Annotated in this window: 16 protein-coding genes; all 16 read left to right on the top strand. The window is 64.4% G+C overall.

Annotation, left to right across the window (positions count from 1 at the left end):
- Positions 1-40 precede the first annotated feature (40 nt).
- Positions 41-2,293, top strand: coding sequence for a TonB-dependent siderophore receptor (locus AB7008_RS28420; protein ID WP_441261256.1), 2,253 nt, complete (start codon positions 41-43; stop codon positions 2,291-2,293).
- A 22-nt stretch (positions 2,294-2,315) separates the two neighbouring features.
- Entirely contained in the window at positions 2,316-3,452 is a 1,137-nt protein-coding gene (locus AB7008_RS28415; RefSeq protein WP_248877946.1) for a PepSY-associated TM helix domain-containing protein, read from the top strand.
- Positions 3,452-3,682 carry a hypothetical protein gene (locus tag AB7008_RS28410; protein WP_038958772.1) on the top strand — a complete coding sequence of 77 codons (231 nt, stop codon included), beginning with the start codon at positions 3,452-3,454 and terminating at the stop codon, positions 3,680-3,682. Before AB7008_RS28415 ends, AB7008_RS28410 begins: the two co-directional genes overlap by 1 nt.
- 248 nt (positions 3,683-3,930) lie before the next feature.
- Positions 3,931-4,296: an NADH-quinone oxidoreductase subunit A gene (locus AB7008_RS28405; protein WP_007603535.1), complete on the top strand. Its 366-nt coding sequence runs from the start codon at positions 3,931-3,933 to the stop codon at positions 4,294-4,296.
- Positions 4,287-4,874, top strand: a complete 588-nt coding sequence (locus tag AB7008_RS28400) for a NuoB/complex I 20 kDa subunit family protein (protein WP_014494855.1) — start codon at positions 4,287-4,289, stop codon at positions 4,872-4,874. Before AB7008_RS28405 ends, AB7008_RS28400 begins: the two co-directional genes overlap by 10 nt.
- An 11-nt stretch (positions 4,875-4,885) precedes the next feature.
- Positions 4,886-5,497 (top strand): NADH-quinone oxidoreductase subunit C, encoded by a 612-nt coding sequence (locus AB7008_RS28395; protein ID WP_014494856.1) that lies wholly within the window; start codon positions 4,886-4,888, stop codon positions 5,495-5,497.
- A gap of 2 nt (positions 5,498-5,499) precedes the next feature.
- Complete coding sequence (locus AB7008_RS28390) at positions 5,500-6,696, top strand: NADH-quinone oxidoreductase subunit D (protein WP_014494857.1); 1,197 nt, start codon at positions 5,500-5,502, stop codon at positions 6,694-6,696.
- Entirely contained in the window at positions 6,696-7,658 is a 963-nt protein-coding gene (locus AB7008_RS28385) for an FkbM family methyltransferase (RefSeq protein ID WP_028149051.1), read from the top strand. Before AB7008_RS28390 ends, AB7008_RS28385 begins: the two co-directional genes overlap by 1 nt.
- A 10-nt stretch (positions 7,659-7,668) precedes the next feature.
- Positions 7,669-8,280, top strand: coding sequence for an NADH-quinone oxidoreductase subunit NuoE (gene nuoE, locus AB7008_RS28380; protein WP_014494859.1), 612 nt, complete (start codon positions 7,669-7,671; stop codon positions 8,278-8,280).
- Positions 8,280-8,480 (top strand): hypothetical protein, encoded by a 201-nt coding sequence (locus tag AB7008_RS28375; RefSeq protein ID WP_028149053.1) that lies wholly within the window; start codon positions 8,280-8,282, stop codon positions 8,478-8,480. Before nuoE ends, AB7008_RS28375 begins: the two co-directional genes overlap by 1 nt.
- A 15-nt stretch (positions 8,481-8,495) precedes the next feature.
- The gene (gene nuoF / locus AB7008_RS28370) at positions 8,496-9,821 is read left to right on the top strand and encodes an NADH-quinone oxidoreductase subunit NuoF (protein ID WP_028155937.1); all 1,326 of its coding nucleotides are present in this window, start codon (positions 8,496-8,498) and stop codon (positions 9,819-9,821) included.
- Positions 9,822-9,826: 5 nt separating this feature from the next.
- The gene (gene nuoG / locus AB7008_RS28365; RefSeq protein ID WP_028155938.1) at positions 9,827-11,902 is read left to right on the top strand and encodes an NADH-quinone oxidoreductase subunit NuoG; all 2,076 of its coding nucleotides are present in this window, start codon (positions 9,827-9,829) and stop codon (positions 11,900-11,902) included.
- 4 nt (positions 11,903-11,906) lie between these two features.
- Positions 11,907-12,974 carry an NADH-quinone oxidoreductase subunit NuoH gene (gene nuoH / locus AB7008_RS28360; protein ID WP_014494863.1) on the top strand — a complete coding sequence of 356 codons (1,068 nt, stop codon included), beginning with the start codon at positions 11,907-11,909 and terminating at the stop codon, positions 12,972-12,974.
- 8 nt (positions 12,975-12,982) lie between these two features.
- Positions 12,983-13,477, top strand: a complete 495-nt coding sequence (gene nuoI / locus AB7008_RS28355; RefSeq protein WP_014494864.1) for an NADH-quinone oxidoreductase subunit NuoI — start codon at positions 12,983-12,985, stop codon at positions 13,475-13,477.
- A gap of 9 nt (positions 13,478-13,486) precedes the next feature.
- Positions 13,487-14,125, top strand: coding sequence for an NADH-quinone oxidoreductase subunit J (locus tag AB7008_RS28350; RefSeq protein WP_028155939.1), 639 nt, complete (start codon positions 13,487-13,489; stop codon positions 14,123-14,125).
- Complete coding sequence (nuoK, locus tag AB7008_RS28345) at positions 14,122-14,430, top strand: NADH-quinone oxidoreductase subunit NuoK (protein WP_008136131.1); 309 nt, start codon at positions 14,122-14,124, stop codon at positions 14,428-14,430. Before AB7008_RS28350 ends, nuoK begins: the two co-directional genes overlap by 4 nt.
- The last annotated feature ends 6 nt before the right edge of the window (positions 14,431-14,436 follow it).

The raw sequence follows: 14,436 nt of genomic DNA, 5'->3' as shown, positions 1-14,436 counted from the left end.
GCAAACAGACATGTTGGGGTGCGCGTTGAACAGTCTTCGTATGCTGCGGTCGGTCGTCTTGGCGTCCGCGTCTGCTTTCGCAGTGGTACCGCAGGCATCGCTTGCGCAGTCCTCGGCGCAAGGCGGTGCGCAAAACCTGCCGTCGGTCACCGTCGACGCGCCGGAAACGCGCCGCCGCGCGCCCGCTGCCGCCGTGCGCCGCGCGGCGCGGCCGTCGGTGCAGTCCGCCGCCAGCCGCAGGCCGGTTCAACAGCGCAACGTCGGCTTTGTCGAGACGCCGCGCGGTCCGGTGAACGGCTATGTCGCCAACCGCAGCTCGTCCGGCACCAAGACCAACACGCCGATCATGGAGACGCCGCAGTCGGTGTCGGTGATCGGCGCGGAGCAGATCCGCGACCAGAAGCCGAACAAGCTCGACGAAGTCCTGCGCTACACCGCCGGCGTGCGGGCCGGCACCTTCGGCGCCGACACCCGCAACGACTGGTGGCTGATCCGTGGCTTCAAGTCCGACGACATCGGACTGTTCCTCGACGGCATGCAGCTGTTCTACACCTCCTACGCGAGCTGGAAGCTTCAGCCGTCGAACATGGAGCGCGTCGAGGTGCTGCGCGGCCCGTCGGCGGTGCTCTACGGCGGATCGAGCCCGAGCGGCATCGTCAACGTCATCAGCAAGCTACCGCCGGCCGAGCCGATCCGCTACATCGAGACCGGCGTCAACAATTTCGGCAACGCCTATGTCGGTTTCGATGTCGGCGGTCCTGTCGCGACACAGCCCCAGGACGGCAAGCTGTTCTACCGCGTCGTCGGCCAGGTCCAGAACGGCCCGACGCAGGTCAACTTCACGCCCGACAACAACTACTTCATCGCGCCGTCGTTCACCTGGAAGCCGGATGCCGACACCACGTTCACGGTGCTGGCCTCGGCCTCGAAGCAGGACACGCGCGGCATCAACTTCCTGCCCTATCAGGGCACGGTGACCAACGCGCCATTCGGCAAGATCCCGACCAGCTTCTTCGTCGGCGATCCCAGCGTCGACAAGTTCACGCGCGAGCAGGAGATGCTCGGCTACCAGTTCGAGCGCAATCTCACCGACGATTTGACGTTCCGCCAGAATGCGCGATTTGCGCATATCGACCTGACCTATCGCGGCTATATCGGCAATGGCTGGGACAACATCAATACGGCCACGATGGGCCGCTACAATTGGTATGCGAAGAACACCGCCAATCAGGCCGATCTCGACAACCAGCTCGAGTATCGCTTCAACAGCGGTCCGGTCAGGCACACGATGCTGTTCGGTGTTGATCTGAAGGGCTATCAGATCGACGACTATCAGGCCTTCAACTTCGGCACCGTTCCTCCGATCAATGTGCTCAATCCGGTCTACGGCATTAACATCCCGCTCACAGGCCCGCCGTTCCGAAACTTCCTGATCACGCAGAAGCAGGCCGGCACCTACCTCCAGGACCAGATGAAGCTCGGTAACTTCACGCTGGTGCTGAGCGGCCGCAACGATTGGGTCGAGACGACGCAGGCCGCCCGTGACACTGGGGCGACGCTCGCCAGCAACAATGACAGCCAGTTCAGCGGTCGCGCAGGCTTGATCTACAATTTCGACAACGGCATCGCGCCCTACATCTCCTACGCGACGAGTTTCAACCCGATTATCGGGCTCAACGCGCAAAATCAGCTATTCCAGCCGGAGACCGGCCAGCAGGCCGAAATCGGCGTCAAGGTCGCCCCCAAGGGATTTGATGGCTACTTCACTGCCTCGGTGTTCAACCTGAAGCGCCAGAATGTACCCACTACCGATCCGATCATCACCACGCTGCAGAACCAAACCGGCGAGGTGACCTCGCGTGGCATCGAGCTCGAAGCGGTCGCAAATGCGACGAAGGAGTTAAAGTTCATCGGCGCCTTCACGGCCTATCATCTCTTCACCAGCAGGGATCTCGATCCGGCGCTGGTCGGCAAGACGCCGACCAACACGCCTGAGCTCCTGGTCTCGGGCTGGGCCGACTACACATTCAAGGACGGACCGCTTGCGGGATTCGGCTTTGGCGGCGGCGTGCGCTATGTCGGCGCCTCCTGGGCGGACGTCGCCAACACCCTCGAGGTTCCCGCGGTCGTGCTCGGCGACCTCGCGGTCCACTACGAGTGGCAGAACTGGCGCACGGCAATCAACGTGATCAACCTGACCGACAAGATCTACGTCGCAAGCTGCGCGGCGGCCTCGTCATGCTTCTACGGCGACCGCCGGCGCGTCACCGCCAGCGTCTCCTACAAGTGGTAGGCACCGGCGAGGGGAGGGCCTCGTGAAGGCGCGCACGGTCAGGCTCTGGTCCGTGGTCCACACCTGGACCAGCCTGATCTCGACCGTCTTCTTGCTGCTGCTCTGCCTGACCGGCCTGCCGCTGGTCTTCCATCACGAGATCGATGAGCTCCTGGGCTATGCCCCCCAGCCCGAAGCTCACGCGGGCGCGGCGCGCGCGACGACGCAAGCCGTCGCCGACGCCGCGCTCGCCGCCGATCCCGGCCGGGTGCTGCAATATATCGCCTGGGACAAGGACGAGCCCGGGATCGTGACGGCGTTCACCAACAGCGCCGTCGACGGGCTGCCTGACAACACGACCGTGCGCGCGTTCGATGCGGTGTCGACCAAGCTGCTCGGGCCGGTCGGCATCGGGCCGATGCTGATCATGCTCAAGCTGCATACCGACATGTTTGCCGGCCAGCCCGGAAAACTGTTCCTCGGCGGGATGGGCCTGCTGTTCGCCATCGCCATCATCTCCGGCGTGGTGCTGTACTGGCCGTTCACCCGCCGGCTGCGCTTTGCCACCATTCGCGGTCACGCCTCGCGCCGCGTTCGCTGGCTCGACTGGCACAATCTGATCGGCGTCGTGACGGTGGCCTGGGCGCTGGTGGTTGGCCTCACCGGCGTCGTCAACACCTGGGCCGAGCTGATGCTCAACCAGTGGAAGGCCACCGAGCTTGCCAGCATGGTCGCGCCCTATGCCGGCAAGCCGCCGCCGTCGCATCTGGCTTCGCTCGACGACGTCGTGGCGCGCGCGAGGCAGACGGCGCCCGGGATGGAGGTTGCCTTCATCGCGTTTCCGGGAACGCCGTTCACCTCCTCGCACCACTTCGCCGCCTTCATGCGCGGCGACACGGCGCTGACGGCGCGACTGCTCAAGCCGGTCCTGCTCGATGGCGAAACAGGGGAGGTCGCCGACAGCCGGGCGCTGCCGGTCTATCTCCAGGCGCTCCTGATCTCGCAGCCGCTGCATTTCGGCGATTATGGCGGGATGCCGCTCAAGGTGATCTGGGCCGTGCTCGACATTCTTACAATCGTTGTGATCGGCAGCGGCCTCTATCTCTGGCTGGCACGGCGGCGCAAGCGCGCGCCCGCCCGGAGCGACGCATTCGCCAGACGAACCCCGGTCCCGTCGTGATGCATGGCTCCTCTGACCGCTCGGGCCTGTGGATACGTGTCTTTGCTGCACCCATCCTGCTCGCGGCTGCGACCATCACCGGCCTGCTGGCTGCGCTGCTCTGGGGACCGGTCGGCCAGTATGTCGCCTGGGTGACGGTGGGAGCCCCGGTGCTGGTCATTGTCTGGGTTTGGGTGCGCTGCCGCACCCAGAAAACCGGGCAATTATCGCGGACGACACGCGGCAAATAGCGGCCTCGGCCCGTGTGCCGCAATCCTCGAACGGCTGCCCTGCAAAACTGTGGTTGTTCTTGCTGGGATTGGCGATCTGCTCCATACCAGCCGCGGGGCGATTCCGGGATTTCTATCGTTCTGGGGGCGGCAAAGGGCCTAAAAAGAGCGTGTCTTGCGCCCATTGGTGCACTGCGCTAAGGCTCAGAACAATTCCAAACTGGACGAATCCGTGGCTGTCCCGAGGCTGCGGGAAAAAGGGCTCGTCAATGAGCGGCATTCTGCAGAACTATCTTCCACTCGTCGTCTTTATAGGGGTAGCGGGCCTCATCGGCCTCGTGCTGCTGATCGCGCCCTTCATCGTGGCGTTCCAGCAGCCGGACCCGGAAAAGCTGTCGGCGTATGAGTGCGGTTTCAACGCCTTCGACGACGCTCGCATGAAGTTCGACGTCCGTTTCTATCTGGTCGCCATCCTCTTCATCATCTTCGACCTCGAGGTGGCGTTCCTGTTTCCCTGGGCGGTTGCGTTCGGCAAGCTTGGCGCGACCGGCTTCTGGTCCATGGTGGTGTTCCTCGGCGTGCTGACGGTCGGGTTCGCCTATGAATGGAAGAAGGGAGCACTGGAATGGGATTGAACCCTGCAACGTCCTCGGGCCCGGTCGTAGCGCCGGCCCCCAAGGGCATCCTTGATCCGTCGACCGGCAGGCCGGTTGGCGCCAACGATCCGTTTTTCCTCGAGGTCAACTCCGAGCTGTCCGACAAGGGCTTCTTCGTGGCCGCGACCGACGACCTCATCACCTGGGCCCGTACCGGCTCGCTGATGTGGATGACCTTCGGTCTCGCCTGCTGCGCGGTCGAGATGATGCAGGTCTCGATGCCGCGCTACGACGTCGAGCGCTTCGGCTTCGCCCCGCGTGCCTCGCCGCGCCAGTCCGACGTGATGATCGTCGCCGGCACGCTGACCAACAAGATGGCGCCTGCGCTGCGCAAGGTCTACGACCAGATGCCAGAGCCGCGCTACGTCATCTCGATGGGCTCCTGCGCCAATGGCGGCGGCTACTACCACTATTCCTATTCGGTCGTGCGCGGCTGCGACCGGATCGTGCCGATCGACATCTACGTGCCGGGCTGCCCGCCCACGGCGGAAGCGCTGCTCTACGGCGTGCTGCTGCTGCAGAAGAAGATCCGCCGCACCGGCACGATTGAACGCTAAGGTTTTACGTCATGGACGACGCCAAGCTCGACGCCCTGGGGCAGACGATCGTTAGCGCGCTTCCGGGCGCCGCCATCGGTCATTCGGTTGCCTTCAATCAGCTCACGGTGGATGTCGAGGCCAGCAAGATCGTCGAGGTGGTCAAGTACCTCCGCGACGATCCGAAATGCCGGTTCATCAACTTCACCGACATCACGGCCGCGGACTATCCGTCGCGCGAAAAACGCTTCGACGTGATCTATCACTTCCTGTCTCCGACCCTGAACACGCGGATCCGGCTCAAGGCCCAGGCCGACGAGACCACGCAGGTGCCGTCGCTGATCGACGTGTTCCCGGGCGCCGACTGGTTCGAGCGCGAGGCCTACGACCTCTATGGCGTGTTCTTCGTCGGTCACCCCGACATGCGCCGCCTGCTGACCGATTACGGTTTCGAGGGCCATCCGCTGCGCAAGGATTTCCCGACCACCGGTTTCGTCGAGGTCCGCTACGACGACCAGGAGAAGCGGGTGGTGTACGAGCCCGTCCGGCTCAACCAGGAATTCCGCAAGTTCGATTTCCTCTCGCCGTGGGAAGGGGCGGACTATCCGCTTCCCGGTGACGAGAAGGCGGGACCGAAGGTCTGATCATGAACGAGCAACCCGAACAGCTTCGCAATTTCACCATCAACTTCGGGCCCCAGCATCCGGCTGCGCACGGCGTGCTGCGTCTGGTTCTGGAGCTTGACGGCGAAGTCGTCGCCCGCGTCGATCCCCATATCGGCCTGCTTCACCGCGGCACCGAAAAGCTGATCGAGCAGAAGACCTATCTCCAGGCGATCCCTTATTTCGACCGGCTCGACTACGTCGCGCCGATGAACCAGGAGCATGCCTTCTGTCTCGCCGCTGAAAAGCTGCTCGGCATCGAGGTGCCGCGCCGTGGCCAGTTGATCCGCGTGCTCTATTGCGAGATCGGCCGCATCCTCTCGCACCTCCTCAACGTCACCACGCAGGCGATGGACGTCGGCGCGCTGACCCCGCCGCTGTGGGGCTTCGAAGAGCGCGAGAAGCTGATGGTGTTCTACGAGCGCGCCTCCGGCAGCCGTATGCACGCGGCTTTCTTCCGCGTCGGCGGCGTGCATCAGGACCTGCCGCAGAAGCTGGTCGACGACATCGAGGCCTGGTGCGATCCGTTCCTGAAGGTCGTGGACGACCTTGATCGCCTCCTCACCGCCAACCGCATCTTCAAGCAGCGCAACGTCGACATCGGCGTGGTGCCGTTGAAGGAAGCCTGGGAGTGGGGCTTCTCGGGCGTCATGGTGCGCGGCTCGGGCGCGGCCTGGGATTTGCGCAAGTCGCAGCCCTATGAATGCTACGCCGAGATGGATTTCGACATCCCGATCGGCAAGAACGGCGACTGCTACGATCGCTACCTGATCCGCATGGAAGAGATGCGCCAGTCCGTGCGCATCATGAAGCAGTGCATCCAGAAGCTGAACGCAGCCGACGGGAAGGGGCCTGTCGTCGTCGAGGACAACAAGGTCGCGCCGCCGCGCCGCGGCGAGATGAAGCGCTCGATGGAAGCGCTGATCCACCACTTCAAGCTCTACACCGAAGGCGTCCACGTGCCGGCCGGCGAAGTCTACGCCGCGGTCGAGGCGCCGAAGGGCGAGTTCGGCGTCTATCTGATCTCCGACGGCACCAACAAGCCCTACAAGTGCAAGATCCGCGCGCCGGGCTTCGCGCATCTGCAGGCGATGGACCACATCTGCCGCGGCCATCTGCTTGCCGACGTCTCGGCGATCCTCGGCTCGCTCGACATCGTGTTCGGAGAGGTCGATCGGTGATGGCGCAAGCGCCAATCCAGTTTGACCGTGCCTCGGGGGCCCTTGAAGGGGCCAACCTGTGGGAGCGGACGGCTGCCTTGGCGCTGGTGACGGGATCGAAGATCTCCTCGCACTTCTCGCACATGGGCTACATCGCCTGCGCGAACCTGCTGCGGAAGACGCTGCCCGAGCGCAACATCGCGATCAGGCTCAATCCCGACGCCGTGTTCGAATTCCCCTACGGCGACGGCTACTGGAGCAAGCTGCTCAACCGCTCGTACAACTACGAGGACGAGCTGGAGGTCCTGTTCGCCGACTCCATCGACGTCGACTACACGCTGCTCGATTGCGGCGCCAATTACGGCTACTGGTCGGTGCTGGTGTCGAGCAAGCCGTTCGGATCGCACAAGGCGATTGCGATCGAGCCGTCGGGGCAGAACTATCCGAAGCTTGCCAACAACGCCCGCGTCAACGGCAACCGCTTCGAGACGCTGAAATGCGCGATCGGTGCGGCGCGCGGCACCGCGCGGCTGTCAGGCACCAAGCATGAGGCCTTCAGCATCGCCGGTGCACCGTCGGCGGGCGGCGAGGACGTGCCCGTTCTCGCGCTCGACAATCTCATCGACGACGGCAAGGTGGCGGCCCACGGCAAGTACCTGATCAAGCTCGACGTCGAGGGCGTCGAGATCGAGGCGATCAAGGGCGGCGCACGGCTGCTTGAGACCGACAGCGTCATCATGTGCGAGGAGCACGGCAGCGACCGCTCTCATGCGGTGTCGCGCTTTATCCTCGAACAGACGCCGCTGAAGCTGATCGTGTTCGATCCGCGCAGCAACCGGATGGAGACCGTGACCGAGCTGTCGATCCTCGACCGCATCAAGGTCTCGACCCATGTCGGCTACAACGTTTTCGGCACCGCAAGCGCATTCTGGCAGGACAGGATCGATGCCCTGAATGCGAAAACCGCGCGCCGTATGCAGTGAGAGATAAGAGATGTCCGTTCGCCGATTAGCACCGAAGGAAGTCCAGCCCGCGAGCTTTGCGTTCACGGAGGAGAACCTCGCATTCGCCAGGCAGCAGATCGCGAAATATCCGGCCGGACGCCAGGCCTCCGCGGTGATCGCCATCCTCTGGCGCGTCCAGGAACAGCACGACGGCTGGGTGTCGGAAGCCGCGATCCGCGCCGTCGCCGATCTGCTCGACATGCCCTATATCCGCGTGCTCGAAGTCGCGACCTTCTACACGATGTTCCAGCTCGCTCCCGTCGGCAAGAAGGCCCACGTCCAGGTCTGCGGCACCACGCCGTGCCGTCTGCGCGGCGCCGAGGATCTCATTCACGTCTGTGAGCACCGCATCCACCACGAGCCGTTCCATCTGTCCAAGGACGGCAATTTCAGCTGGGAAGAGGTGGAGTGCCTCGGTGCCTGCGTGAATGCGCCGATGGTGCTGATCGGCAAGGACACCTATGAGGATTTGACCAAGGAAACCTTCGGCAAGGTGCTCGACGGCTTCGCCTCGGGCAATCCGCCGAAGCCCGGTCCGCAGAACGGTCGCCAGTTCTCGGCGCCGACGGGTGGGCCGACCACGCTGAAGGAGATCACCTGATGCGTGATCTCCCCGCAATTGGAGGGAACGAGGCCGTGAACAAATGGGGCTTCGTCGCCATGCACGCCGCGGTCGCGGCCGCCTTCATGTTCCTGCTGCAGCGCTTCGTGATGAACGCGACGCAGGAGAGCAGCCTACTCTGGGCGCTGACTTTCGCCGTCTGCGCCGCCGGACTTGCCTACAAGCAGTCCAATCGTTGATCGGAAAGCACTGAAATGCTCGAGGACAAGGACCGCATCTTCAAGAACCTCTACGGCCTCCACGACTGGGGGCTCGAGGGCGCGCGGCGCCGCGGCGCCTGGGATGGTACGAAGACTATCATCGACAAGGGCCGTGACTGGATCATCAACGAGATGAAGGCTTCGGGCCTGCGCGGGCGCGGTGGCGCCGGCTTCCCGACCGGCCTGAAATGGTCGTTCATGCCGAAGGAATCGACCGACGGCCGGCCGAGCTATCTCGTCGTCAACGCCGACGAATCCGAGCCCGGCACCTGCAAGGATCGCGAGATCATGCGGCACGATCCGCATCTCCTGATCGAAGGCTGCCTGATCGCGAGCTGCGCGATGAACGCGCATGCCTGCTACATCTATGTCCGCGGCGAGTTCATCCGCGAGCGCGAGCATCTCCAGGCCGCGATCGACCAGGCCTATGAGGCGAAGCTCGTCGGCAAGGACAATGTCAACGGCTGGCCGTTCGACATCTACGTCGCGCACGGCGCCGGCGCCTATATCTGCGGCGAGGAGACCGCGCTGCTCGAAAGCCTCGAAGGCAAGAAGGGCCAGCCGCGCCTGAAGCCGCCGTTCCCGGCCAATGTCGGCCTGTTCGGCTGCCCGACCACCGTCAACAACGTCGAGTCGATCGCGGTTGCGCCCGACATCCTGCGGCGCGGCGCGGCCTGGTTCGCCGGCATCGGCCGTCCGAACAATGTCGGCACCAAGCTGTTCTGCATCTCCGGTCATGTCGAGCGGCCCTGCAACGTCGAAGAGGCCATGGGCATTCCGTTCCGTGAGCTGATCGAGAAGCATTGCGGCGGCATCCGCGGCGGCTGGGACAACCTCAAGGCCGTGATCCCCGGCGGCTCGTCGGTGCGCATGGTGCCGGCCGAGCAGATCATCGACACGCCGATGGATTTCGACAGCCTGAGCAAGCTGCGCTCGGGTCTCGGCACCGCGGCCGTGATCGTGATGGACAAGTCGACCGATTTGATCCGCTCCATCGCCCGCATCTCCTATTTCTACAAGCATGAGAGCTGCGGCCAGTGCACGCCGTGCCGCGAGGGCACCGGCTGGATGTGGCGCGTCTTGACCCGCATGGCCGACGGCCGCGCCCACAAGCGCGAGATCGACATGCTGCTCGAAGTCACAAAGCAGGTCGAAGGCCACACCATCTGCGCGCTCGGCGACGCAGCCGCCTGGCCGATCCAGGGCCTGATCGCGCATTTCCGTCACGAGATCGAAGCGCGCATCGACCAGTATTCGCACAAGGCTGACATCGACGATATCGGCGTCCGCGATCCCGTGAACATGGTCGCGGCGGAGTAGAGAGAATGACCAAGCTCATCATCGACGGCAAAGAGATCGATGTCCCCGCCGAGTACACGCTGCTCCAGGCGTGCGAAGCCGCGGGCGCCGAGATTCCGCGCTTCTGCTATCACGAGCGGCTGTCGATCGCCGGCAATTGCCGGATGTGCCTCGTCGAAGTGAAGGGCGGCCCGAAGCCGGTCGCAAGCTGCGCCTGGGGCGTGCGCGATTGCCGTCCGGGCCCCAAGGGCGAGCCGCCGGAAATCTCCACGCGTTCGCCGATGGTGAAGAAGGCGCGAGAAGGCGTGATGGAATTCCTTCTCATCAACCATCCGCTGGACTGCCCGATCTGCGACCAGGGCGGCGAGTGCGACCTGCAGGATCAGGCGATGGGCTATGGTGTCGACACCAGCCGCTTCGCCGAGAACAAGCGCGCCGTCGAGGACAAGTACCTCGGCGCGCTGGTCAAGACCTCGATGAACCGCTGCATCCAGTGCACGCGCTGCGTCCGCTTCTCGGCGGAAGTCGCCGGCGCGCCCGAGATGGGCGCCACCGGCCGCGGCGAGGACATGGAGATCACGACCTATCTCGAGCACGCGCTGACGTCGGAATTGCAGGGCAATCTCGTCGACATCTGCCCGGTCGGCGCGCTGACCTCGAAGCCCTATGCTTTCGCGGCTCGCCCGTGGGAGCTCGGCAAGACCCAGTCGATCGACGTGATGGATGGCATCGGCTCGGCGATCCGCGTCGACACCCGCGGCCGTGAGGTGATGCGCGTGCTGCCGCGCATCAACGAGGCCGTGAACGAGGAGTGGATCTCCGACAAGACACGTCACGTCGTCGACGGCCTGCGCACCCAGCGCCTCGACCGGCCCTATATCCGCGAAGCCGGCAAGCTGCGGGCGGCGAGCTGGCCCGAGGCCTTCGCCGCGATCGCCGCGAAAGCGGCGCGTACCGACGGCAAGCGCATCGGCGCGATCGCCGGCGATCTTGCCGGCGTCGAAGAGATGTTCGCGCTCAAGGACCTGCTCGCCAAATACGGCTCGGGCAATCTGGCGGTGCAGGGCGGCGACGCCTTCGATCCCGCGCTCGGTCGCGGCTCCTACATCTTCAATCCGACGCTGGTCGGCGTCGAGCAGGCCGACGCGCTGCTCATCATCGGCGCCAATCCGCGCAAGGAAGCGGCCGTGTTCAACGCCCGCATCCGCAAGCGCTGGCGTGCCGGCGGCTTCAAGGTCGGCGTGATCGGCGCCAAGGTCGACCTGACCTACGATTATGATCATCTGGGTGCGGGCACCGAGACGCTCGGCGAGCTCGCGGCCGGCAAGCATTCCTTCATGGACGTGCTGAAGAACGCCAAGAACCCGATCATCTTGGTCGGCGCGGGCGCAGCTTCGCGTCACGACGGCGCCGCCATTCTCGCCGCCGCCGCCAAGCTCGCGCTCGATGTCGGCGCGGTGAAGGACGGCTGGAACGGCTTCGGCGTGCTGCACGAGACCGCCTCGCGCGTCGGTGCGCTCGATATCGGCTTCTCCGCCACGGCAGGTGGCCTGAACGCCGCGCAGATGACGACGTTCGGTACGCTCGACCTGCTGTTCCTGCTCGGCGCCGACGAGATCAAGCCGTCGGACGGCACCTTCGTCGTCTATATCGGCACCCATGGCGACCGCGGCGCGCATCGCGCCGACGTCATCCTGCCGGCGGCCGCCTACACCGAGAAGTCCGCGATCTACGTCAACACCGAAGGTCGCGTGCAGATGACCGGCCGTGCCGCGTTCCCGCCGGGCGAAGCCCGCGAGGACTGGGCGATCGTGCGCGCCCTGTCGGAGGCGCTCGGCAAGAAGCTCGGCTACGACTCGCTGTCGGCGCTCCGCCAGGCGATCTTCAAGGCCGTGCCGCACCTGATCCGCCTCGACCAGATCGAGGCCGGCGCCGCCGACCAGATCAAGAAGCTGGCGGGGAAGGGCGGCTCGCCGGAGAAGGCGCCGTTCAAGCCGGCGATCGAGGACTTCTATTTGACCAACCCAATCGCGCGTGCGTCCGCCGTGATGGCGGAATGCTCGCGGCTTGCCTCCGGGCAGATGCTGACCGCAGCGGAGTGAGCCGATGGAATTCTTCGAAAGCGCATTCTGGACCGGTTTCCTCTGGCCGCTGATCATCATGGTCGCGGAGAGCGTCCTGGTGCTCGTCGTCCTGCTGGTCGCGATCGCCTACATCCTGCTCGCCGACCGCAAGATCTGGGCGGCGGTGCAGATCCGCCGTGGTCCGAACGTGGTCGGCCCCTGGGGCCTGCTGCAGTCCTTCGCCGACCTGCTGAAGTTCGTGCTGAAGGAGCCGATCATCCCGTCAGGCGCCAACAAGGGCGTGTTTCTCCTTGCTCCCTTGGTCTCATGCGTGCTCGCGCTCGCCGCCTGGGCGGTGATCCCGACCAATCTCGGCTGGGTGATCTCCGACATCAATGTCGGCATCCTCTTCATCTTCGCGATCTCGTCGCTGTCGATCTACGGCATCATCATGGCCGGCTGGTCGTCGAACTCGAAATACCCGTTCCTGGCGGCGCTGCGCTCGGCGGCGCAGATGGTGTCCTACGAGGTCTCGATCGGCTTCGTCATCATCACCGTGCTGCTCTGCGCCGGCACGCTGAACCTGTCGGCCGTCGTCGAGGCCCAGCATGCGCGTGGCCTCGCCAGCCTGATCGGGTTGCCGCAGCTCACCATCCTGAACTGGTATGTGTGGCCGCTGTTCCCGATGTTCGTGATCTTCTACGTCTCGGCGCTGGCGGAAACCAACCGTCCGCCGTTCGATCTCGTCGAAGCTGAATCCGAGCTCGTCGCCGGCTTCATGGTCGAATACGGCTCGACGCCGTATCTGCTGTTCATGCTCGGCGAATACGTCGCGATCGTCACGATGTGCGCGATGGCCACGATCCTGTTCCTCGGAGGCTGGCTGCCGCCGGTGGACCTGCCGCCCTTCAACTGGGTGCCGGGGATCATCTGGTTCTCGCTCAAAGTGTTCTTCATGTTCTTCCTGTTCGCGATGGCAAAGGCGATCGTGCCGCGCTACCGCTACGACCAACTGATGCGCCTCGGCTGGAAGGTTTTCCTGCCGCTGTCGCTGGCGATGGTGGTCGTGGTGGCCGGCGTGCTGCATTTCGCCGGCATCGCGCCGAAGTGAGGGCCGTCATGGGTATCAATGTCAACGCCACCGCTCGCTCGCTCCTGCTGTCGGAATTCGTCTCGGCGTTCTTCCTCGCCATGCGCTATTTCTTCCAGCCGAAGCCGACGCTGAACTATCCCTTCGAGAAGGGCCCGATCTCGCCGCGCTTCCGCGGCGAGCATGCGCTGCGCCGCTATCCGAACGGCGAAGAACGCTGCATCGCCTGCAAGCTGTGCGAAGCCATTTGCCCGGCGCAGGCCATCACCATCGAGGCCGGCCCGCGCCGCAACGACGGCACCCGCCGCACCGTGCGCTACGACATCGACATGGTGAAGTGCATCTATTGCGGCCTCTGCCAGGAGGCCTGTCCGGTCGACGCCATCGTCGAAGGTCCGAACTTCGAGTTCGCGACCGAGACCCGCGAGGAACTGTTCTATGACAAGGCCAAGCTGCTCGCCAATGGCGACCGCTGGGAACGCGAGATCGCGAAAGCGATCGAGCTCGACGCGCCGTACCGGTGAGATGAGAGCATGATCCTTCCCGCGCTGTTCTTCTATCTGTTCGCCGGCGTCTGCGTCGCCTCGGCGGTGATGGTGATTGTCTCGCGCAATCCCGTGCACTCCGTGCTGTACCTGATCCTGGCCTTCGTCAACGCCTCCGGCCTGTTCGTGCTGATGGGCGCCGAATTCCTCGCGATGATCCTGATCGTCGTCTATGTCGGCGCCGTCGCGGTGCTGTTCCTGTTCGTGATCATGATGCTCGACGTCGACTTCCTCGAGCTGCGCGAGGGCTTCATCGAGTACCTGCCGGTGGGGCTCGTGATCGGCGGCATCTTCCTGTTCGAGCTACTGCTCACCGTCGGCTTCTGGGTCATCAACCCAGGCGTCTCGAAGACGATCACGGCGGCGATCCCGACCAATGTCAGCAACACCGAGGCGCTCGGGCTCGTGCTCTATACGAAGTACATCCACTACTTCCAGCTCTCGGGCATGGTGCTGCTGGTCGCCATGATCGGCGCCATCGTGCTGACGCTGCGCCACAAGGCGAGTGTGAAGCGGCAGGACATCAACGTTCAGAACGCGCGCACGCCCGAAATGGCGATGGCGATGCGCAAGGTGGCGTCGGGGCAGGGGCTCTCCGATGCCGACGCGGCGGAGTGGGTGAAATGACGATCGGGCTCGGACATTATCTGGCGGTCGGCGCGATCCTGTTCACGCTCGGGATCCTCGGCATCTTCCTGAACCGGAAGAACATCATCGTCATCCTGATGTCGATCGAGCTGATCCTGCTCTCGGTCAACGTCAACCTCGTGGCATTCTCGACCTTCCTCGGCGACATCGTCGGCCAGGTCTTCGCATTGCTGGTGCTGACTGTTGCGGCTGCGGAAGCCGCGATCGGTCTCGCCATCCTGGTGGTCTATTTCCGCAACCGCGGCTCGATCGCGGTTGAGGACGTCAATCTGATGAAGGGCTGAGCTCAG

Origin of the sequence: Bradyrhizobium sp. 521_C7_N1_3, assembly GCF_052075975.1 — a bacterium.
GTDB classification, from domain to species: domain Bacteria; phylum Pseudomonadota; class Alphaproteobacteria; order Rhizobiales; family Xanthobacteraceae; genus Bradyrhizobium; species Bradyrhizobium japonicum.
The sequence above is the reverse complement of the archived record's forward strand: the minus strand, read 5'-3'. Positions and strand labels throughout refer to the sequence as shown.